Raw genomic sequence first — 20949 nt, 5'->3', positions numbered from 1 at the left:
TCGAAGCATGGAGGACCTCGGCGCCGTCGACGCTCTGAAGGAGATCGCGTTCTGGCTCGAGCGGTCACGCTCGTCGTCCTACCGGGTCGAGGCCTTCCGCAACGCGGCCGCCGCGATCGAGCACCTGTCCGACGACGAGATCGCCACTCGGACGCGCAACGGTGCGCTCAAGCGACTCAAGGGCGTCGGCGACCGGACGTTCGGGGTGATCCGCCAGGTCGTCGACGGCGTCGTCCCCGACTACCTCGCCGAGCTGAGGGACGAGGGAGCGTCCCCGCTGGCCTCCGGCGGGGCCGACCTCCGCGCCCGGCTGAGGGGCGACCTGCACAGCCACTCCGACTGGTCCGACGGCGGATCGTCGATCGCCGAGATGGCGCGCGTGGCCCGGTGGCGAGGACGCGAGTACCAGGTGCTGACCGACCACTCGCCGCGTCTGACGATCGCGCACGGGCTGACCGCCGAGCGATTGGCCGAGCAGCTCGACGTCGTCGCCGAGGTCGACGCGGAGCACGACGACTTCCGGCTGCTGAGCGGCATCGAGGTCGACATCCACGACGACGGCAGCCTCGACCAGACCGACGAGATGCTCGACCGTCTCGACGTCGTCGTGGCCAGCGTGCACTCCAAGCTGAGGATGGATCGCACGGCCATGACCCGCCGGATGATGACGGCCGTCGCCGACCCGCACACCAACGTCCTCGGTCACTGCACGGGTCGTCTCGTGGAGGGCGGACGCGGCAAGCGTCCGCAGTCGGAGTTCAACGCCAAGGCCGTGTTCGCGGCGTGCGCCGAGTTCGACGTCGCCGTCGAGATCAACTCGCGGCCCGAGCGGCAGGACCCGCCCGACCCGCTGATCCAGCTCGCGCTCGACGCGGGCTGCCTGTTCGCGATCGACACCGACGCGCACGCCCCGGGTCAGCTCGACTTCCTCGACCTCGGGGCCGAGCGCGCCGACGCCGCGGGCGTGCCGGCCGACCGCATCGTCACGACGTGGCCCGTCGACCGTCTGCTGGAGTGGTCACACGCCAAGCGGTGAGGCGCCGCGTCAGGCGATGCTCTCGGCGAGCTCGCGCACCTCGTCGGCGGTGACCTCGCGCACCTGTCGCCGAGTGACGGCGTCGTAGACGTCGATGAGGCCCTCCAGGTCCTTGACCATGCGGCGTGCCCGGGCCGGGCCGTTGCCGCAGTCGGCCCGGCACTCGCCTGCGGCCACGCGGTGCGCCGTGACGAGCGCGGTCAGTGCGTAGGCCTCGGCTGCCTCGAGCTCGGGGGAGAGCGCGAACGGGAACATCCGTGCCATGCCGACATGGAGCTCGACGTGGTCGTGATCGAGGTCGCCCGTGGCGGTCGGGACGCTCATCGCGGCGGCGAACGCCTCGCGGACGTCGTCGTCGGTGCCGTCGCGGCCGATCCATGACTCGGCCCGTTCGATCGCCGCGAGGACGCTCCCGCGTGCGGTGGGCTCGATCAGCGCGACGAGCTGGCGTGCTTGGGCGATGCGCAGCCGCGCCCGCAGCTCGGGGGAGTCGTCGGTCGTGCCGAACAGCCGTCCGATCAGGGGCACGAGCCGCGAGCGGTCGCTGTCGCGGAGCAGGTCGTTGGTGGTGCGTGCCTCGTGGGCCAGCAACGGGTGGGTGCACTCGGGACGGTCGCTCCACTCCTCGCCGGCCAGCAGCGAGACGTACTCCATGACGCAAGCCTCGCCGTGCTCGGCGTCGTGCGAGCCGGCGGACAGGGTGGGGAGGAAGTCGGGCGCGGTCATGACTCCATTGTCGCGTGCGGGGTCAACCGTTGCTCGCCACGAACACCTTCGCCGTCCGGCAGCCGTCGGGGACTTTGTCGTAGAAGTGGCTGGACGGCTCCAGTGGGCCGATCCCGCCGCCGCCGATCTCGATGGTGTCGCCGATGCCGTAGGTCGTGCCGGCGACCGTGATCCGCAACGGGTCGGGTGTCTTGACCGTTGTGCCGTGCGGCCAGATCACGACCATCCCGCCTCGGCCCTTCCCGTCGGCGCTGATGCCGAGGCATCCGCCGACATCGGTCAGCTGGCCGTCGAGCCCGACCTCGTCAGTGGCCGAGTCCTTGCCCACCAGCACCAGCGTCTCGCCGTTCTCGTTGAGCACCTTCTCGCCGTTGCTGCGCACCACGACGATCGCGATGAGCACGACGGCGAATGCGGCGACGAGCGCTCCGCCGACGAGGCGACGACGGCGCGCTGACCCGGCGAGATCGTGATCAGTCATGGCGCCGGAACAGTCGCGAGAGAAGGCCGGGACGTTCGGCCGGAGTCGGGTCGGCCAGTCCCTCGAGGTGGATTCCCTCGGCGTCGGCACGGTCGAGCAGCGCCGACATCCGCTCCGTGTCCATCACGTACGGCTCGAGCGACAGCTGGGCCTGACTCAGCAAGGGCCGGTCGCCGTAGGCACAGAACACGCCTGCCTCGGAGTCGAGCTCGAGACTGTTCGCGAGCTTTGGGTCGATGAAGGTCAACACCCCTTCCCAGAAGTAGCCGTTGGGCTCGGTGTCGCGGATCAACACGAGGTCATCGACCGGTGTGGAGCCGCAGTCGAGCGTCAGGGACGGCTCGTCACCCGTGCTCAGGCGAAAGAGGTCACGATCAGTCATGGCGCCAGTGTCTCAGCACCGTCACGACATCAGCGTGGCGGCGACCGTCGCACCCAGCTCGGATGCGGCAGCGAGGTGAGCGTCGTCCGGCGGGCCGAGGAAGCACAACGGGTCGACGACCTTGTGCCACCCGAGGCCCGTCGTGATCGACTCCATGGCCCGCTCAGCACCGCTCGTGTCGCTGCGGCCGTGCACCCAGTAGGAGAACGGACGTCCGCGGGTCGCCTCGCTGGCCGTGTCGAACGTGACGTCGAAGAAGTGCTTGACCGCGCCACTGAGATATCCGATGTTCGCCGACGTGCCGATGACGTAGCCGTCGGCCGCCAGCACGTCGTCCAGAGTGGTCGACAGCGCCTCCGTGACGACCACATCAACGTCCTCGATGTCCTCGTGACGGGCTCCGGCGACGACGGCGTCGAGGATCGCCCGCAGGTTCGGGGTGGGGGAGTGGTGGACGACCAGCAGACGTGCCATGACCACACCGTAGCGATCGCCGTCCCGGCGAACCCGCCGCACACCGCACGAGTTCTCCCGAACGACCCTGCGCGTTTGCCGCGATGTGCCTAACATCTCGTATGGAGTTCGAGACCGTAGCGCGGGCCATCCTCGACAACATCGAGAAGGTCATCGACGGCAAGCCCGAGGCCGCCGAGGCAGCGCTGGTCGTCCTCCTCGCCGAGGGGCACCTGCTGATCGAGGACGTCCCCGGCGTCGGCAAGACCGTGCTGGCCAAGGCGCTCGCCCGGTCGGTCAGCTGCTCCGTGCGCCGCATCCAGTTCACCCCCGACCTCCTGCCGTCCGACATCACGGGCGTGTCGGTCTACGACCAGGTCGCCCGCGAGTTCGAGTTCAAGCCGGGGGCCGTCTTCGCCAACATCGTGATCGGCGACGAGATCAACCGCGCCTCGCCCAAGACCCAGTCCGCGCTGCTCGAGGCGATGGAGGAGCGGCAGGTCACGGTCGACGGCACCACCTACCCGCTCGCGATGCCGTTCTCGGTCGTCGCGACGCAGAATCCCTTCGAGATGGAGGGCACGTACGCCCTCCCCGAGGCGCAGCGCGACCGCTTCATGGCCCGCATCTCGATGGGCTACCCCGATGCCGCCGCCGAGCTGGCCATGGTGCAGCAGCGCGAGGCGCACAACCCGTTCGACGGGCTGTCGGCGGTCGCCACGATCGACGACATCTCCGCGATGATCGCGATGGCGCGCGCCATCCACGTGTCGTCGGCGGTCGAGCAGTACGTCGTCGACATCGTGCAGGCCACGCGCACCGACTCCGAGCTGAGGCTCGGCGCGAGTCCCCGAGCGACACTGCAGCTCATCCGTGCCGCCAAGGCACGTGCCGCGGTGCACGGGCGCGACTTCGTGCTGCCCGACGACGTCGACGCGCTGGTGCAGGTCGTGCTGCCGCACCGGCTCATCCCGATGCGTGGCGTCTCGTCGGTCGACGACGTCGTGGCCCGCATCGTGGCCGAGACCCCGGTGCCTGCCGGGGCCGTCCAGCACCGCTGACATGGCTGACCAGCGCAGGGGGGCCGTCCGACGTGTCGTGCGGTCGGTCGTCATCACCCGACGCGGCATCGGGTTCGTCGCCGCGGCAGTAGTGACGTTCGCCGGAGCGCCGCTGCTCTCGCTCCCGGTGCTGCTCTATGTCACGGGCCTCCTGCTGGCGATGGTCGTGCTGTCGACGGTGTTCGTGCTGGTCGGGCACTCGCAGGTGCGCATCGAGCGATCGTTCACGCCGCAGGTCGTCGCTCCAGGGACCACGTCACGTGCGACGGTGCGCGTCACCAACCTGTCGGTGCTGCCGTGCCTCGAGGCGCGCTGGGACGATCACCTGCCGCCCGGGGTCTCGGGCGTGCACACGGGCATCCTGCCGGCGCTGGGCGGCGGGCGCGGACCCGAGTCGAGGGCGACGTTCTCGTACGAGCTGCAGGGTGTGCGCCGTGGACGCCACGACGTCGGCCCGCTGCAGGTCGACGTGCACGACCCCTTCGGGCTGGTCTACCGGCGGCACACCTTCGGCACGGCCGAGCCGCTGACCGTCCTGCCTCGCCGCGTCGAGCTGCCGCCGATCACCCCCCGTGGGGCCAGCGACGACGGCGCCACCCGTCCGTCGCCGCAGAACGCCGGGCTCGGCGACGACGACGTCATCGCCCGCTCCTACCTGCCGGGCGACGCGCTCAAGCGCATCCACTGGAAGGCCACGGCGCGCAGGGCCGAGCTGATGGTGAGGCAGGAGGAGCAGCAGGTGACGCCCCGCGCGGCCGTGGTGCTCGACACCGAGCCGGCCAGCCAGGGGACGGCCCGCGACCGCAAGGACGCATGGGAGTACTCGCCGGCGTTCGAGTGGGCCGTGGTCGCCGCAGCGTCCATCACGGCTCACCTGGTGCGCGCCGGCTACGTCGTCGCCCTGCAGTCGAACGGCACGTCCCTCGACCGCGTCGTCGCGGAGGATCAGGACACGCTCGAGGACGCGATGGTCGACCTCGCCACGACCGACCCCGACCCGCTCGACCGCATCGGCCGCCACGACGCCGAGGGAGCGACGTTCGTGGTGCTCGGACGCCTCACCGTCGAGCGCGCCGAGCACTGGGTCGCGACGCTGTCGACGTCGCGGGCGATCCTCGCGCTGGTCTCGCGCGGCACGTCGGCGGCTGCGCTCGACGTGCTCGACGGTGCTCGCTGGAACGTCGTCGCGTGGTCGCCGGGTGACGACCACGCCGACGCATGGACGCTGTTCGACGGGGAGACGGCCCATGTCGCGCGCTGAGCCCGGCCCGGACGGCGGCACCGTGCCGACGCGCAGCACCCGGCAGACCTGGTTCGACCACGGGATCATCGCCGCGGCCCTGCTGCTCCTGCTGTCGGGCTACTCGACGATCGTCGAGGGCCGCGACTGGTGGATCACGACGATCCTCGTCGCCACCATGACGGGCCTGACCTGCGCGATCGCGCGCGTCCTGGGCGTGCGGTTCGTGGCACCCGTCGCGATCCTCGTCGAGCTGGTCGCGATCGCCTGGATCTTCGTCCCCGACACGTTGCTGTCGATCGTCCCGACCCCCGGCACCGTGCGGGGGCTCGTCGACCTGGTCTCCGCGGCCCAGGAGATCATCGTCGAGGAGAAGGCACCCGTCGCTGCGGCACGGCCCATCGTGCTGGTCGTCGCGGCGTCGTTCGGCCTGATCGTCGTCGTCGCCGACCTGCTGCTGCAGCGCCGACGCGCGGCACCGCTGGTCGGCGCCCTGCTCCTGGCGGTGTTCGCGACCCCCGCCCTCATCTCGGGCGAGACCCCGCCGGTGTGGCTGTTCGTCGCGGTCGCCGGTCTGTGGCTGGTGCTGCTGCGGTCGCGCACCACGACCCCCGGCGCGACCCGCACCGGGTCCGGACCGGCCCTGGTCCTCGGCGGTGCCGCGCTGGCCGCCGCGGTCGCCTTCCCGCTGGTGGCACCCGACGTCAGTGCGGTGGCGGCGTCGTGGGGCAAGCCGCCGCCCACGGTGTTCGGCCGGGGCATCAACCCCATGATCGAGCTGGGCCAGAACCTGCGCCGCAACAGCACGGCCACGGCCCTGACCTACACGACGACGTTCGACGAGGCCCAGTACCTCAAGGTCGCGACGCTGCGCGACTTCTCCGGACGCAGCTGGCGGCCGACGGGGCAGCGACCCGGCGACCCGACCGAGGGTCGGGACACCGTGGCCAGCGCCATCAAGGTCGAGGGTGGCACCACGAGGATCTCGATCGACCAGCTGCGCAGCTCGATGCTGCCGGTGCCGTACCCGTCGCTGAACACGGTGTCGGGCCTCGACGGCGACTGGCGGTTCAGCCGTGTCGGCATGACGCTGACGTCGCGCGACGGCGACTCACGCGGACAGACCTACTCGGTACCCAGCATCGACGTGCAGCCGACGGCCGAGCAGATGCGCGCCGCCCCCACGTACTCCGACCCGTCGCTCGACTCCTACCTCGAGCTGCCGAGATCGATGCCGTCGATCATCGCCAACACCGCGAGGCAGGTCACGGCCGACGCGGACAACGACTACGACCGCGTCCTGGCCCTCCAGACGTTCTTCCGCGACGGCGACTTCCGCTACTCCGAGACGGCCCCCGTGGCCGACGACTACGACGGCAACGGGGTCGACGTCATCGCGGAGTTCCTGCAGAAGAAGGCCGGCTACTGCGTGCACTTCTCGTCGGCGATGGCGGTCATGGCCCGCACGCTGGGCATCCCGTCGCGCATCGCGGTCGGCTACGCGCCCGGGTCGGCCGGCGCCGTCGACGACGAGGGACGCACGGTCTACACCAACACGTCCGACGACCTGCACGCCTGGACCGAGATCCACTTCGCGGGCGTGGGCTGGGTCAGGTTCGACCCGACGACGACGATCGGCGACGCGACGTCGTTCGTCGAGCCCGTGCGGGACACCCCCGAGCCGGAGCCCTCGGACGCCCCGACGACCCAGGCGCCGGCGCCCCAGCGCGGGGCCGACCGGCTCGACGACACGACAGCCGCGCCGGTGACCGACGACAGCGCGACGGCTCCTCGTTCCGCGATCGTGACGCTGGCGGCGCTCCTCGTGGTCGGCGCGTTGCCGTGGCTCGTCAGGTCGCTGCGTCGACGCTGGAGGCTCAGCCGCGGTCGTGACGACGTCGAGCCGCTGTGGCGCGAGCTGGAGGACGTTGCGCGCGACTTCAAGGTGCCCGCCTCGGCTGCCGACACGCCCCGGGGCTTCGCCGCACGGCTGGCCAGGCAGCCGGGCGTCGACCAGGCCTCGCTGGAGGCGCTCCTGCGCCGGGTCGAGCAGGTGCGGTTCTCGCGGGGAGAGCAGCCCGCCGGCGACGGCGTCTCCGATCTCGTCGCGGTCGAGAGGTCGCTCCGAGACGGGGCGACGACACGTCGCCGCGTGCTGGCGACGCTGCTGCCCCAGTCGCTCACCGGGCGGACGCCCGTGACCGGGGTCGCCGACTCCGGCAGACTGGCGACGTGAGCCCCCACGACCCCGTCCCGGACCCCCTCGCCGACGTCCTGATCGGCGGCCGTGAGAAGCGCGACATCGTCATCGTCGACCACGACCCGGCGTGGGCCGAGCGGTACGAGCACGAGCGCTCGCGCATCGTCGCCGCGCTGGGGGAGCGGGTGCTGGCGCTCGAGCACATCGGCTCGACCAGTGTCCCCGGCCTGGCTGCCAAGCCCATCGTCGACATCGACCTGAGCGTGGCCGACGTCGAGGACGAGGAGGCGTTCGTGCCCGACCTGGTCGCGGCCGGCTACGTGCTGCGCGTGCGCGAGCCGGGGCACCGCATGCTGCGGACGCCGGAGAAAGACGTCCACCTGCACGTCTGCGAGGTCGGCAGCGACTGGGAGCAGCGGCACCTCGTCTTCCGCGACTGGCTGCGCACGCACCCCGACGACCGGCAGCGCTACGAGGACGTCAAGCGCGAGCTGTCGCGGCGCGAGTGGGACGACACGAACGACTACGCCGACGCCAAGAGCGAGACCGTCGCCGACATCATGTCCCGCGCCACCAACGCCCCTTGAGCCCCGCCTGCCCCTTGAGCTTGTCGAAAGGGCCTTTCGACAAGCTCAAGGGGCGTCCTTTCGACGAGCTCGAGGGGCGGGTGACTCACACCTCGGGGTCGGGCGGGGTGCCGTCGCCGAACGGACGCCCGCCGAGCGACTCGCGGCCGTGCGGGGTCAGCCAGACGGACGGATCGGGTCCGACCGGCACGATCTGCGTCGGGTTGATGTCGGTCTGGACGATGTAGTAGTGCTTCTTGATCTGCTCGAAGTCGGTCGTCTCGCCGAAACCGGCCGTCTGGAACAGGTCGCGGGCGTAGGCCCACAGCACCGGCATCTCGGTGAGCTTCTGGCGGCTCGTCTTGAAGTGCGAGTGGTAGACCGCGTCGAAGCGCGTCAGCGTCGTGAACAGCCGGACGTCTGCCTCGGTGATCGTGTCGCCCATCAGGAAGCGCCGGTCGGCGAGACGCTCCTCGAGCCAGTCGAGTGCCGTCCACAGCCGGTCGTAGGCGGCCTCGTAGGTCTCCTGCGAGCCGGCGAAGCCGCAGCGGTAGACGCCGTTGTTGACCTCGGTGAAGATCCGCTTCATGACGGTCTCCATCTCGTCGCGGACGTCCGCCGGCCACAGGTCGGGTGCACCCTCGCGGTGGTGCTCGACCCACTCGGTCGCGAAGTCGTGCGTGATCCACGGGAAGTCGTTCGTGACCACCTCGCCCGAGGCGATCTCGACCATCGCGGGCACCGTGATGCCGCGGGGGTAGTCGGGGTAGCGCTTGAGGTAGGCCTCCTGGATGCGCTCGATGCCGAGCACAGGATCGACGCCGCCCGGGTCGAGGTCGAACGTCCAGCTGCGCTTGTCGTGCGTGGGGCCGCAGTAGCCGATCGAGATGGCGTCCTCGAGTCCCAGCAGACGGCGCACGATGATCGCCCGGTTGGCCCACGGGCACGCGCGGGCGACGATCAGTCGGTAGCGACCGGCCTCGACGGGCCACGCCGGACGGTCGCCGGTGTCGGTGCCCGAACGCACGATGCGATCGGGGATGTAGTTCATGTCGCGGTCGAACTCCTGGCCGGCGTGGACGTACGCGCCGGTGGTCGACTGATCGGAGTCCGCGGTGTCGTGGGAAGGCATGCTGCTAGCCTATTCGGGTGCTGCAGATCCGCTCGCTTCTTCTCTGCCGCGTCGAGGTCCTCTAGGTCGGACCCCTCGGCGCGGAGTTTGTCACGTCCCGGCCACCAGCAGCCCCGACAAACACCCCGGAGAGTTCGATGACCAGCTACGCCAACAGCCCCCAGCGTCCGAGCGGCATGCCGTTCCAGCGCTACCAGCCCTTCGCGCCGATCGACCTGCCCGATCGCACCTGGCCAGCGAAGACCATCACCCAGGCACCGCGCTGGTGCGCCGTCGACCTGCGTGACGGCAACCAGGCCCTGATCGACCCCATGACCGCGCCGCGCAAGCTGGCGATGTTCCAGCTGCTCGTGCGCATGGGCTACAAGGAGATCGAGGTCGGCTTCCCGAGCGCGAGCCAGACCGACTTCGACTTCGTCCGCCAGCTCATCGAGGGCGGTCACATCCCCGACGACGTCGTGATCCAGGTGCTGACGCAGTGCCGCGAGCCGCTGATCGACCGCACCTTCGAGTCGCTGGTCGGTGCCAAGCAGGCGATCGTCCACTTCTACAACTCGACCTCGACGCTGCAGCGGCGCGTGGTGTTCGGCCTCGACAAGGACGGCATCACCGACATCGCGACGCAGGGTGCCCGGCTGTGCATGAAGTACGCCGAGATCCACACGCCGGACACCAAGATCTTCTACGAGTACTCGCCCGAGTCGTACACGGGCACCGAGCTCGACTACGCGCTGGAGGTCTGCAGCCGGGTCATCGACGTGATCGACCCGACGCCCGACTGGCCGCTGATCATCAACCTGCCGGCCACGGTCGAGATGGCCGTGCCCAACGTCTACGCCGACTCGATCGAGTGGATGCACCGCAACCTGCCGCGTCGCGACAGCATCGTGCTGTCGCTGCACCCGCACAACGACCGTGGCACGGGCGTCGCCGCCGCAGAGCTGGGCTACATGGCCGGTGCCGACCGCATCGAGGGATGCCTGTTCGGCAACGGCGAGCGCACCGGCAACGTGTGCCTGGTGACGCTGGGCCTCAACATGTTCAGCCAGGGCATCGACCCGCAGATCGACTTCCACGACATCGACGAGATCCGCCGCACGGTCGAGTACTGCAACGAGCTGCCCGTGCCCGAGCGCCACCCCTACGGCGGCGACCTGGTCTACACCGCGTTCAGCGGCTCGCACCAGGACGCCATCAAGAAGGGCTTCGAGCACATGGCCGTCGACGCGGCCGCCGCCGGAGTCGAGGTCGACGACGCACCGTGGGCCGTCCCGTACCTGCCGATCGACCCCAAGGACGTCGGACGCTCCTACGAGGCCGTCATCCGGGTCAACAGCCAGTCGGGCAAGGGGGGTGTCGCGTACATCCTCAAGAACGACCACCAGCTCGACCTGCCGCGTCGCCTGCAGATCGAGTTCAGCCAGATCGTGCAGCAGCTGACCGAGGGGGAGGCCGGCGAGATCGAGCCGGCATCGATCTGGGCGGCGTTCCAGCGCGAGTACCTCGAGCGCGAGGAGCCCTACCGCCTCGAGAGCTTCAGCTCGATCACCGCGACCGACGGCAGCGACCAGCAGGTCGTCGAGCTGCGGGTGCGCGGCGACGTGCAGGAGTTCAAGGGCGAGGGCAACGGCCCGGTGGCGGCGTTCATCGACGGCATGCGCCAGGCCGGTGCCGACATCCGCCTGCTCGACTACTCCGAGCACGCGCTGTCGTCCGGCGGCGACGCGTTCGCCGCGTCGTACATCGAGTGCGAGGTCGCGGGCGAGACGGTGTGGGGCGTCGGCATCCACGAGAACATCGTGACGGCGTCGCTGCGCGCGGTGGTGTCGGCGGCCAACCGCGCCGTCGCCCAGACGATCCCCGCCTGAACCAGACCCGCCCCTTGAGCTGTCCCGCCCCTTGAGCTGGTCGAGAGGCTCTTTCGACCAGCTCAAGGGGCGAGGTGTCTCGACCAGCTCAAGGGGCGCAGGTCGTGCGGCGCTGTTCGCTCACCGGAGCCGTGCCACGATCCACTGAGATGCCGACGGCACGGAGTGGGCATCGGAGTTGGTTGCCGAGTGCCCTGCGACCCATCGGCGATGGGTGACTGTGATGCCCTGCGATCGGTAGGTGCGGACGAGCTGTTCGGTGAAGACCAGGGGTGCGACTGCGTCGACGAGACCCTCATCGATCCTGACGGGTACGTGCCGCAGCGACAGACGGCGCACGTCGTCCGCGACGAGCTTGTCGACGACGGCACCCATCAGCTGTTCTCCTCGTGATCCCAACAGCTGCGAGGGTGCGAGCCCGCCCCAGGAGTCCGACTTGCCGAGTTCTTCGAGGCAGCGCGTTTCCAGGTGGTCCCACAGCGCCGCGGCCCGCGGTGCCAACCCGCCGCCGAGCGCTAGCTCCTCGATCGCGGGATCTTCGACAGCCTGACCCTTGATGATGAGTGCGGCGAGCGCGACCAGCGGTCCGGTGAGCGGCTGCGCGGCGACGGGGAGAGGCCGCAGCAGTCGGATCAGCGCGTCCATCTGCGTGACCGGCGTGATGGCGTGCACACCTCTCAGATGCATGCCGGGGATGAGCTTCTGTCGTCTGTCGGCGACGTTGAGTGCTGCCACCGCGCCTTCGGAGTGGCCGGACGCCACCCAGTCGCCGTTCAGGGGGATCAGCTGGCGGGTGGCGGCAACCATGTCGATCATCGACCTGCCCAGTGACTCGCCGCGCAGGTACGGATGGCCACCGGCAGACCCCAGACCTTCGTAGTCGGGCCGCGCCACAGCGACTCCGGCGGAAAGCAGGCGGCGTGCGAGATCGTCGCCCTGCTGCATTCGGCGGAGCTCCGGGTGTCCCGGTGTCCCGCGCGTCGGGGCGCATCGGTCGGCTGCGCCGGTCGTCATGTGCCCGTAGACGACCAGGGGCCAACCGCCGTCCGGGGTGGGGCCCGAGGGCACCAGCACCAGCCCGGTCGCCTCGACCACCGAGCCCGCATGGTTGGTGGTCGTGTACCTGACGTTGAGGGATCGTCCTGCCCCGGCGAGCTGGCTGGTCTGTCCAGCTCCGCTGGTGCCGAGGAGCTGGCGCGGGGTGGAACGCGGGTCGACGGTGCTCGCACTGGCGACCGACATGTTCGGGGAGACGGACTGGGCCAGGAGGACCGACAGGACGAGGACGGCCCAGATCCGACGAGCGCGTCTCATCTGGTGCCCAGGCGCGACAGGAGCGAGCTCTGCCCGATGCGATCGGCGGGCGTCTTCTCGAGGGCGTCGAGCATGTCCGCGAAGAACGTGGCGACGGGACGCAGCTGAGACTGGTCGATCTTGTCGATCGTGTCGGCGTCGTCGTACATGTAGAGAGGACCGGCGATCAGGCTGATCGTGGGCACACCCGCCTGCAGGACGAAGGACGCGTCGGTAGGGATGCCACCGAGGAGCGCCGACGGCAGGGTGGAGTTGAGCACGGCGGTGGTGTGCAGGTTGTTGCGGACGATCGCGGAGTCGAGCTTGATCTTCAGGGCAAGACTCAGGTTCTCGAAGATCCCGCGAGGCTCGTGCTCGTCGCGCACCTTCAAGCTGCCGTCCTGGGAGACGGTCGCGTGCTTGCCGACGTGCTCGATCGTGGCATTTGCGACGATGCGGTAAGGCGTCTCCTGGTCGGTGATGTATTTCTTCACGAACGCCTGGTGCTGCTGATAGCCCGTGAAGTGGGTGTCGAACGTCGTGAACATCATGGTCTTCTGACGCTTCTTGTACCCGGGCTTCTTCGCCTCGGCCCCGTAGTAGTCGGCCAGGGCGATGACCTCGGAGGTGCCGGTCGCGTCCTCGACGGCACCTGGCCCCTGCGAGTCGTGATGCGACTGGACCATCACGGTGTCCTTGGTGGTGCCGGGCAGGAAGCCGACGACCGTGCGTGCTGTGACGGCCTTGCGTTCGGTCGTCAGCTTCATCGTGGCCTTCGGCGCGCTCGGCAGCAGGGAACGGAGTCGAGCGCCCTCCTTCTTGGTGATCCAGACGCCGGGGGCCGTCATGGGGGAGCGTCGGTGGTATTCGTTGTGATAGCGGTTGGAGTCGAAGTAGTCGCTGAGCACACCGATCACACCGAGGGCACCTGCCTGCTGCGCCTCGTCGACGATCTTCGTCTGAGACGTGACGTAGGGGTTGGCGCCGAAGAGCTTGGACGGGTTGATCAGGCGAAGATACGGATCCCAGAGGAAGTTCGTGAAGGGCAGCATCGCGATGAGAGGGAGCTCGAACTTGAGGTCGAACAGCACCCACTTGCCCTTCACGTCCGACGTGCCGATGGTGCCGGACCCGATGTCGACGATCTCCCCGGTCTGTCCTTGCGGTCCGAGCGTCCGGGCGCTGGGTGTGGTCGCGTCATTGATGAGCGAGTGCGAGATGGGGAACGAGTCGATGGCTTCGCCGCCGACGACCAGCGAGGAGTCGCGCGCCGTCCACTTGTAGGAGGTCGCGGTCTCGAAGTGCACGTCTTCCAGCCCGGCTCGGCGGAACCGATCAGCCACGTAGTTGGCTGTCCTGCGGCCGCCGACGGACCCGGTGGTCCGCGGCGCGAAGCCGACGATGTCGCGAATCGTGTTCATGAACTCGTCGGTCGATGCCAGACCGGGACGTTTGGGCGACTCGGGGCCGGTGGAGGTCGCTTCACTCGGCATCGCGAGCGCGGGGAGTGCCACCGCGACCGAGAGGGCGGCGACGGCCGCCGTCCGGGTGGATCGTGCACGAGACAGAATGCTGCGGTTCATGAGTGGGTCCTGACGCTGGATCAATTAAGTAACAAAGCGTACTTTAAGTGAGGCCGACGCGCCAGACCCCGCATCGCTGGGCATAATGGCGTCATGACCGCCACAGAGATCGCCACGATCTGCGACGGTGTCTTCTTCACCCGGCCACGGTCCTTGCCGCGGGGAAAGCACGACCTGGCCCGCGACGAGGTCGGCCGCATCCAACGCGACCGCATCGTGATCGCCATTGTCGAGCTGCTGGCGGACGGGGGACATCGAGCCATCGGCGCCCGCGAGGTCTGCCTGCGCGCCGGGGTCTCCCTCACTGCCTTCTACGACAACTTCGCGGATCGGGACGAGGCCGTGTCCGCCGCCTATCAAGGCTTCATCGACGTCCTGCTCGGTCGGCTCATCTCCGTCAGCAGCGAAGGCCGCACTTGGCGCGAGTACGTCGAGGCGGTCCTGGCCGCCTACTTCGGAACACTGTCCGATGATCTGGTGGTTGCCAAGGCCTTCCAGGTCGAGATGGATGCGATGGGCAAGGCGGCTCGAGCGAGGCGGCGCGAGGCCTTGGTCGGAATGGCGCAGCTGCTCCGTGACAAGCATCGCGAGTGGGATGCGTCCGCGGGCGATCGTGTTCCCGAGACTGCCTACCTCGTCGGGGTCTACGCGGCCAGGCAGCTGGCCTCCGACGCCCTGGACTCCGAGCACGGCACCGACGACGCCATCAGGTCTGATCTCGAACAGATCCGTGTCGGAGCCGTCGACTGGGTCCTCAGGCTGGTCGGAGACGTCGTCTGAGCGAACGCAGCTCTGGGGTGAGCAACAGGAGATCTGTGGGTTCGGCCGTTGCCCCCTGATCGGTCCATGGCAAGGCTGTCGGCATGACTGCAGACGCGCTGGCCGCGATGGATGACTGGGGACCCGAGAAGATCGTCTGCGTGGCGGATCGGCGCACCGGAATGCGGGGTGTCCTCGTCATCGACAACACCTCCCGCGGCATGGGAAAGGGTGGCACCCGCATGGGTCCGCACGTGTCGGTCGGCGAGATCTCGCGACTGGCTCGATCGATGACCTGGAAGTGGGCCGCGGTCGATCTGTTCTTCGGCGGTGCCAAGGCGGGCATCGTCGGTGATCCGCGCGGACACGACAAGGAAGCGATGCTGCGGTCGTTCGCGCGGGCATTGAGCAACGAAGTGCCTGCTGAGTACGTCTTCGGGCTCGACATGGGGTTGACCGAGGCGGATGCGGCAATCCTGGCCGATGAGATCGGGGGCCGCGATGCTGCGGTCGGACTACCGAGTGCGCTGGGAGGTCTGCCCTACGACGAGCTCGGGATCACGGGGTTCGGTGTCGCTGAAGTCGTGGATGCGGCCACCGATCACCTCGGTATCGAGCTGAAGGGCGGGCGGGTCGCGATCGAGGGCTTCGGTGCGGTGGGCCAGGCAGCTGCTCAGCGGCTGGTCGAACTGGGTGCAGTGATCGTCGCCGTCTCGACCGTGCACGGTGCGGTGCACGATCCGAACGGTCTGGCCGTCGATGAGCTGGTGCACGCCAGCGCCGAGGCAGGCGATGACTTCGTCAAGCACGTGGGACGTCCGTTGCTGGCGACTGGGGCACTGGCGCAGGTCGAGGCCGACGTGCTCGTGCCGGCAGCTCGCGAGGACACGATCGATGAGGCGATGGCGCACCGGATCACGGCGAGACTGGTGGTCGAGGGTGCCAACATGCCGACCACGTCCGGGGCCAGGGCCGTCCTGCGTCGGCGCGGCATCACGGTGATCCCGGACTTCATCGCCAATGCAGGAGGTGCCGTGGCCGCTGCCCACGCGATGGACATGCGGCACTCGGCCTTCGTGGTCGATCCGACGAGTGTGCTCGAGACGGTCTCGGCCAAGCTCAGGACGAATGCCGCGCACGTCTTGCGCCATGCCCACGATCACGATGGCGACCCACGCGAGGTCGCTCTTGCCCTGGCCCGGTCGCGGGTACGCGAAGCGATGCTTCAGCGTGGCCACGTTCCTCGACCGGATTGGGGCGTCGGCACGCGGTGAGCTGGGCCGTCAGCGCGGCCGATGCACGCGACGATGACGACGCGTCAGGGCACGAGCCGCGGAGTGCAACGAGTCGATGACGGTCGCGGCGAGCGGATGGCACGCGGCGCGTCGCCGCACGATCCACACGCGGCGGTGTCCCCGCACATCCTCAGGCTGGTCCAGATCGGCGGCGTCGTTCCATCCGATCGTGGCCAGGGCTGGTACCAGGGCTGTCCCGAGGCCAGCGGCGACCAGGCCCCGCACCACGTCGTAGTCATTGCTCCGCCAAGGCACCTGTGGCTCGAACCCCGCCAGCGCGCACTGGCGGTGAAGAAAAAGGTCTCCAGCCGACCCGTCGAGCGTGCTGATCCACCGGGCATCGGACATCCCGCTGAGTGCGTGAGTCACCTGGCCCGGCGACCGCGCCATCACCATGTCCTCGACCAGCACAGGGATGCAGTCCATCCCTGGAGGCCAGCGCTGCGGGACGAGGTCGTACTCGTAGATCAGGGCGAGGTCGAGCTGCGACGTCATCAGACGCGAGACCAGAGCGACCGGTTCGTCCTCGTCCAGCTCGACCCTGGCGTCGGGATGCGATGCGGCCAGGTGGGCAAGCGCAAGAGGCATCACCGCGGCGCTGGCGGTGGGGAAGGTGCCGAGTCGCAGGGTCGATGTGTGCCCGGTGCGTAGCCGCGGCAGCTGGGCCTCCAAGGTGTCGAGGGCCAGAAGCGCCTCGGCGCTGTGCCGGACCAGCGAGACCGCGGCCTCGGTCGGACGGGCGCGGCGAGAGTCGCGCTCGAACAGGGTCAGGCCGGTGATGCGCTCCAGGTGCGCCACCTGTTGGGACACCGCAGAGCTGGTGTATCCCAGATCGCGGCCAGCCGCTGCGAAGGATCCCCGTTCGACGACCGTGGTGAGAGTGCGCAGGTGGATCGGATTGATCATGGCGGTCAGCGATCTGTCAGTGCGGCAGCGTCATCAGTGCGTGATAGAACGACGCGCCTCGTGCCAACGACTCGACGGTGACGTGCTCGTCGTGAGAGTGGATGGCTGCTCGCTGGGAGCTGTCCATCGTCAACGGCGAGAAACGGTGGACCGCATCGCTGATGCTGGTGAAGTGCCTGCTGTCAGTGGCTCCCGACTGCAGGTACGGCACCACGCGTACGTCCGGGTCGAGGTGTGTGATGGCCGCGGTGAGCAGGTCCCACTGCGCGCCCGTGCCGGCGGCGGTGGGCGACGGATCGTCCCCGCGGACGTCGTCGATGCTGATGTCCAGCCCATCGAGCAAGGTGGACAGCCGCGACTCCAGCTGGACCTTGTCGTCCCCGGGAGCCAGCCGTGCGTTGACGTTGGCCGATGCGCGGGTGGCCAGCACGTTGTCAGCGGGGCTGCCTGTCATGCGGGTCACGACCATGGTGGATCGGATCAGCGCCGCCAGTTCCGGGCCGCCGTCGGACAAGGCTGATGAGATGGTGGCCTCGGGCGCCGTGGCCAGCCCCGCGAAGGTGGGAGGAAAGTGCTCGGCAACAGCAGCCAGCATGGCTCGGACGGGGGCTGACACCCGCGTCTGTGGCTCGTGACGACTGATCCGGAGCACGGCCTCGGCGAGTCTCTCGGTCGCCCCACCCCGCAGGGGCACGGACGAGTGACCGCCTTCGGACCGGGCGACGACATCGACATCGACGGTTCCCTTCTCCGCGAGCGCAACCATGGCGATCGGGGCGTCCTGTCCGGGGATGAGACCCGGCGGGACGACTGCTCCGCCCTCGTCGCTGACGAGCCACGGGCGCACTCCGCAGTCGTGCAGCACCTTCGCAGCGAGTCTCGCCCCGTTGCCGTCCGTCTCCTCGTCAGCTCCTGAGAACACGTAGATGTCGTGATCGGGCACGAAGTCCTGGACGGCCAGGGCCTCGACCGCCTCGAGGAGGCAGACCAGCGCCCCCTTGTCGTCGAGGGCTCCACGCCCGTGCACGGATGACTCGCTGATGTCGCCGCCAAAGGGATCGTGGGCCCATCGGGAAGCCTCGGCCGGCACCACGTCGTGATGTGCCATCAGGAGCAGGGGGCGTTCAGCTCGCCTGCCACGCCAGATGTGCAACAGGGAACCGCCGGGCAGCTCGATCCGCTCGGTGGCGCGATGCGTGGCCGGATACATGTCGCGCAGCAGTCCGCGAAGCCGGGCGAACTCCTGCGGGTCGTGGTGGTCCGGTTCTGAGATCGTGCGACACGTGATCAGCGCGGACAGGTGCTGGGCGACTCCAGAAGTGTCGCCCAGCGCAGTCATGGAGCTCACGTGACGCGCGCCAGGAAGCTGCGGGTCCGCTCGTGCTGAGGGGTCTCGATCAGGGCTCTGGCCGACCCGTGCTCCACGATGTGGCCGTCGTCCATGAATGCCACGGTGTCTGCCACCTCGCGGGCGAAGGCGATCTCATGGGTGACCACGATCATGGTCATCCCGTTGGCGGCGAGGTCGCGCATGACCTCGAGCACCTCGCCGACCAGCTCAGGATCCAGCGCACTGGTCGGCTCGTCGAACAGCATCACCTGCGGCCGCATGGCCAGTGCCCGCGCGATGGCCACCCGCTGCTGCTGACCGCCAGACAGGTGCCGAGGATAGGCGGCGGCCTTGTGCGCCAGCCCGACCCGATCGAGCAGCGACCGGGCGTTCTCCTCGGCCTCCTTGCGCGGCTCGCCGGCCACCCCGATCGGTGCGGCGGTGATGTTCTGCAGAGCAGTCATGTGCGGGAACAGGTTGAAGCGTTGGAATACCATCCCGATCCTTGCCCGGCGCCTCTGCACCTCACGGTCGTGCAGCTCCTGCAGGTAGGTTCCGTGATCGGCGTATCCCACCATCTCGCCATTGACCCAGATGCGTCCTGCGTCGACCTTCTCCAGGTGGTTGATGCACCGGAGCATGGTCGACTTGCCCGAACCGGACGGTCCGATCAGGCAGCTGACCTCTCCGGAAGCCACGTCGAGGCTCACACCGTGCAGCACTTTAGTGCGGCCGAAGCTCTTGTGGACCCCCTCGATGCGGACGACGGGGTTCGACGGGTCCGGGGTGTCGCGACGCTGTTCGGTCGTCATGAGGTTCTCCTGTCGGAGGCGTGGAACCGGGATGCAGCAGCACGGAACCGCTGGGCGAAGGACTCGTGCTGCGTCGAGGTCGAGCCGCGCGAGAAGTGCCGCTCGAGCTGGACCTGGCCCACGGACAGCACCGAGGTCATCACGATGTACCAGAGGCTTGCGGCGATCAGCAGCGGAACGGTCTGGAAGGTCGTCGAGTACACGACCTGGGCGGCATACAGAAGGTCTGCGACGGCCACCACGGAGACGAGCGCGGTCACCTTGAGCATGCCGATCGTCTCGTTGCCGGTCGGCGGGATGATGACACGCATGGCCTGAGGGAGGACGATCTTGCGCATCGCACGAGAACGTGACATGCCCAGCGACGTGGCCGCCTCCATCTGTCCGTCATCGACCGACACCAGCCCGGCGCGGACGATCTCCGACATGTAGGCAGCCTCATTCAGGCCCAAGGCGAGCAGTGCGGCAGCGATGGGGGTGATGGCCTGGTTGGAGTCCATGCTGATCCACGGATCGAGTCCTGGCAGACCGAGCTGGATGGTCGGATAGACAGCGGCCAGGTTGAACCAGAAGATGATCTGCACCAGGACCGGTGTGCCACGAAAGAACCAGATGTAGACGCTGGCGACGGTACGGATGATCCAGACGTCCGACTGGCGCATGACGGCCAGGATGACCCCGAGCGTCACGCCGATCGCCATCGACAGCACGGTCAGCTTCAGTGTCGTGAGCATCCCGTCGATCAGCTGCCGAGAGGTGAAGTACTCCCAGACGACGTCCCATTCGAACCGGTGGTTCGTTGCAACCGAGTGCGCGACGGAGACAGCCAGCACGATCACGACCGCCACCGCGATCCAACGCCCCGGGCGCCGCAGGGGGCGCACCGGGACGGGATCGGCGTGACGGGTCCGCTCAGGAAGCGGTGCCGGCATTGGTGGTCGCCTTGTCGAGCGCGAGCTTCTCGAGACCGTACTTGGTCAGCGTCTTGGTGTACGTGCCGTCGTCGATCAGCTTCTGCAGGGCCGCCTCGAAGGCCGCGGCCAGCTTGTCGGAGCCCTTCGGCACGGCGATGCCCAGGATCCCGAACGGGAGCGTGAACGTCAGCTCGAACTCGTTCTTGGTGGTCTTGACGATGTAGCCGGCCGAGGGGGAGGGGATGACTGCCACGTCGACACGTCCGCTGCGCAGTGCCTGCACCAGATCGTCCTGGCCCGTGAACTGCGACAGCTTGAGCTGCGCATCCTTCGCGCACTCGGGAGCGATGACGCCCTCGAGGTAGTCCACGATGATGGTCGCGGACTGAGCGCCGACGGTGAGGCCGCACAGCTCTTCCAGCGATCCGGGCCGGGTCGTGGAGCCGTCCTTGATCATCAGCGAGCCGCCGGTCTGCAGGTAGTCCACGAAGGTGACCTCCTTCTGGCGCTCGGGGGTGTCGCTCATACCCGTGAACAGGACGTCGTACTTGCCCGACTTCAGGCTCGGGATCATCGACTCGAACGACACGGCGTTGAACGTCAGGGTGAGGCCGAGCACGTCGCCGATGGCCTTGCCCAGATCGGGATCCATGCCGATCACCGTCTTGCCGTCGGTGTCGTAGAACTCGAACGGCGGGTAGGGGACGTCCGAGGCGACGTTGAGCACGCCCTTGTCCCGGACATCAGCAGGGAGCATGGCGCGGATCTTGGCGTCTGCCTTGCTGGTCTCGGGCTTCGCGGTCTCGGTGGACGAGCCGCAGGCGGCCGTGACGGCGACCATGCTCACGGCAGCGACTGCTGCGGCGAACCGGGTGGGAATCTTCATGGTGAACCTTCCTTCGGGGGATCGGG

General features: G+C 68.7%; 20 protein-coding genes. 8 read left to right on the top strand and 12 right to left on the bottom strand.

From position 1 onward, the window contains the following. Window positions 1-7 precede the first annotated feature (7 nt). A complete protein-coding gene (locus JOF40_RS18600; RefSeq protein ID WP_129182627.1) occupies window positions 8-1036 on the top strand; it encodes a PHP domain-containing protein in 1029 nt (342 codons plus the stop codon). Between the two features lie 9 nt (window positions 1037-1045). Here the strand turns inward: JOF40_RS18600 and JOF40_RS18595 are convergent, their stop codons facing one another. Genes JOF40_RS18595 through JOF40_RS18580 form a run of 4 tightly spaced genes read right to left on the bottom strand, consistent with a single transcriptional unit; the run spans window position 1046 to window position 3099 of the window. Further along, window positions 1046-1762 carry a hypothetical protein gene (locus tag JOF40_RS18595; protein WP_129182625.1) on the bottom strand — a complete coding sequence of 239 codons (717 nt, stop codon included), beginning with the start codon at window positions 1760-1762 and terminating at the stop codon, window positions 1046-1048. Window positions 1763-1784: 22 nt separating this feature from the next. Then, on the bottom strand, window positions 1785-2243 hold the full coding sequence (locus JOF40_RS18590) for a hypothetical protein (RefSeq protein WP_129182623.1): 459 nt from the start codon (window positions 2241-2243) through the stop codon (window positions 1785-1787). Further along, the gene (locus JOF40_RS18585; RefSeq protein WP_129182621.1) at window positions 2236-2625 is read right to left on the bottom strand and encodes an Imm51 family immunity protein; all 390 of its coding nucleotides are present in this window, start codon (window positions 2623-2625) and stop codon (window positions 2236-2238) included. The genes JOF40_RS18590 and JOF40_RS18585 overlap by 8 nt, the downstream gene beginning before the upstream one ends. A 21-nt stretch (window positions 2626-2646) precedes the next feature. After that, window positions 2647-3099 carry a flavodoxin family protein gene (locus JOF40_RS18580; protein ID WP_129182619.1) on the bottom strand — a complete coding sequence of 151 codons (453 nt, stop codon included), beginning with the start codon at window positions 3097-3099 and terminating at the stop codon, window positions 2647-2649. Between the two features lie 101 nt (window positions 3100-3200). Here JOF40_RS18580 and JOF40_RS18575 point away from each other — a divergent pair, with 101 nt between their 5' ends. The 4 genes from JOF40_RS18575 to JOF40_RS18560 are packed head-to-tail and all read left to right on the top strand — an operon-like array spanning window position 3201 to window position 8166. Beyond that, on the top strand, window positions 3201-4139 hold the full coding sequence (locus JOF40_RS18575) for an AAA family ATPase (RefSeq protein ID WP_129182617.1): 939 nt from the start codon (window positions 3201-3203) through the stop codon (window positions 4137-4139). A 1-nt stretch (window position 4140) separates the two neighbouring features. Continuing rightward, on the top strand, window positions 4141-5400 hold the full coding sequence (locus JOF40_RS18570) for a DUF58 domain-containing protein (RefSeq protein WP_129182616.1): 1260 nt from the start codon (window positions 4141-4143) through the stop codon (window positions 5398-5400). Then, window positions 5387-7615 (top strand): transglutaminase TgpA family protein, encoded by a 2229-nt coding sequence (locus tag JOF40_RS18565; protein WP_129182614.1) that lies wholly within the window; start codon window positions 5387-5389, stop codon window positions 7613-7615. Before JOF40_RS18570 ends, JOF40_RS18565 begins: the two co-directional genes overlap by 14 nt. Then, window positions 7612-8166, top strand: coding sequence for a GrpB family protein (locus tag JOF40_RS18560; RefSeq protein ID WP_129182612.1), 555 nt, complete (start codon window positions 7612-7614; stop codon window positions 8164-8166). The genes JOF40_RS18565 and JOF40_RS18560 overlap by 4 nt, the downstream gene beginning before the upstream one ends. Before the next feature lie 85 nt (window positions 8167-8251). On the opposite strand, the gene JOF40_RS18555 is transcribed toward JOF40_RS18560, so the two are convergent. Beyond that, window positions 8252-9277, bottom strand: a complete 1026-nt coding sequence (locus JOF40_RS18555; protein WP_129182610.1) for a glutathione S-transferase C-terminal domain-containing protein — start codon at window positions 9275-9277, stop codon at window positions 8252-8254. Window positions 9278-9414: 137 nt separating this feature from the next. Between JOF40_RS18555 and leuA the strand changes: the two genes are divergently transcribed. Beyond that, window positions 9415-11145 carry a 2-isopropylmalate synthase gene (gene leuA, locus JOF40_RS18550; RefSeq protein ID WP_129182608.1) on the top strand — a complete coding sequence of 577 codons (1731 nt, stop codon included), beginning with the start codon at window positions 9415-9417 and terminating at the stop codon, window positions 11143-11145. A 120-nt stretch (window positions 11146-11265) separates the two neighbouring features. Here the strand turns inward: leuA and JOF40_RS18545 are convergent, their stop codons facing one another. Next, the gene (locus tag JOF40_RS18545) at window positions 11266-12459 is read right to left on the bottom strand and encodes a lipase family protein (RefSeq protein ID WP_149712868.1); all 1194 of its coding nucleotides are present in this window, start codon (window positions 12457-12459) and stop codon (window positions 11266-11268) included. Continuing rightward, the gene (locus JOF40_RS18540; RefSeq protein ID WP_209674703.1) at window positions 12456-14021 is read right to left on the bottom strand and encodes a M28 family peptidase; all 1566 of its coding nucleotides are present in this window, start codon (window positions 14019-14021) and stop codon (window positions 12456-12458) included. The genes JOF40_RS18545 and JOF40_RS18540 overlap by 4 nt, the downstream gene beginning before the upstream one ends. A 93-nt stretch (window positions 14022-14114) precedes the next feature. Here JOF40_RS18540 and JOF40_RS18535 point away from each other — a divergent pair, with 93 nt between their 5' ends. Further along, complete coding sequence (locus tag JOF40_RS18535) at window positions 14115-14801, top strand: TetR/AcrR family transcriptional regulator (RefSeq protein ID WP_129182604.1); 687 nt, start codon at window positions 14115-14117, stop codon at window positions 14799-14801. An 83-nt stretch (window positions 14802-14884) separates the two neighbouring features. Next, a complete protein-coding gene (locus tag JOF40_RS18530; protein ID WP_129182603.1) occupies window positions 14885-16054 on the top strand; it encodes a Glu/Leu/Phe/Val family dehydrogenase in 1170 nt (389 codons plus the stop codon). Window positions 16055-16063: 9 nt separating this feature from the next. Here JOF40_RS18530 and JOF40_RS18525 read toward each other — a convergent pair whose 3' ends face one another. From JOF40_RS18525 to JOF40_RS18505, 5 genes are read right to left on the bottom strand one after another with little or no spacing between them, the layout of a single operon-like run. Next, window positions 16064-16981, bottom strand: a complete 918-nt coding sequence (locus tag JOF40_RS18525) for a LysR family transcriptional regulator (RefSeq protein ID WP_129182601.1) — start codon at window positions 16979-16981, stop codon at window positions 16064-16066. A 16-nt stretch (window positions 16982-16997) separates the two neighbouring features. Beyond that, window positions 16998-18320 carry a M20/M25/M40 family metallo-hydrolase gene (locus JOF40_RS18520; protein WP_129182599.1) on the bottom strand — a complete coding sequence of 441 codons (1323 nt, stop codon included), beginning with the start codon at window positions 18318-18320 and terminating at the stop codon, window positions 16998-17000. 5 nt (window positions 18321-18325) lie between these two features. Continuing rightward, the gene (locus JOF40_RS18515; RefSeq protein WP_129182597.1) at window positions 18326-19123 is read right to left on the bottom strand and encodes an amino acid ABC transporter ATP-binding protein; all 798 of its coding nucleotides are present in this window, start codon (window positions 19121-19123) and stop codon (window positions 18326-18328) included. Further along, the gene (locus JOF40_RS18510; protein ID WP_129182595.1) at window positions 19120-20055 is read right to left on the bottom strand and encodes an amino acid ABC transporter permease; all 936 of its coding nucleotides are present in this window, start codon (window positions 20053-20055) and stop codon (window positions 19120-19122) included. Before JOF40_RS18510 ends, JOF40_RS18515 begins: the two co-directional genes overlap by 4 nt. After that, window positions 20036-20923, bottom strand: coding sequence for an ABC transporter substrate-binding protein (locus JOF40_RS18505; RefSeq protein ID WP_129182593.1), 888 nt, complete (start codon window positions 20921-20923; stop codon window positions 20036-20038). The genes JOF40_RS18510 and JOF40_RS18505 overlap by 20 nt, the downstream gene beginning before the upstream one ends. Between the last annotated feature and the right edge of the window lie 26 nt (window positions 20924-20949).

The organism is Aeromicrobium fastidiosum (assembly GCF_017876595.1).
Classification (GTDB): domain Bacteria; phylum Actinomycetota; class Actinomycetes; order Propionibacteriales; family Nocardioidaceae; genus Aeromicrobium; species Aeromicrobium fastidiosum.
Note: the sequence above shows the minus strand (reverse complement) of the source record. Positions and strands in the feature narration are given on the sequence as shown.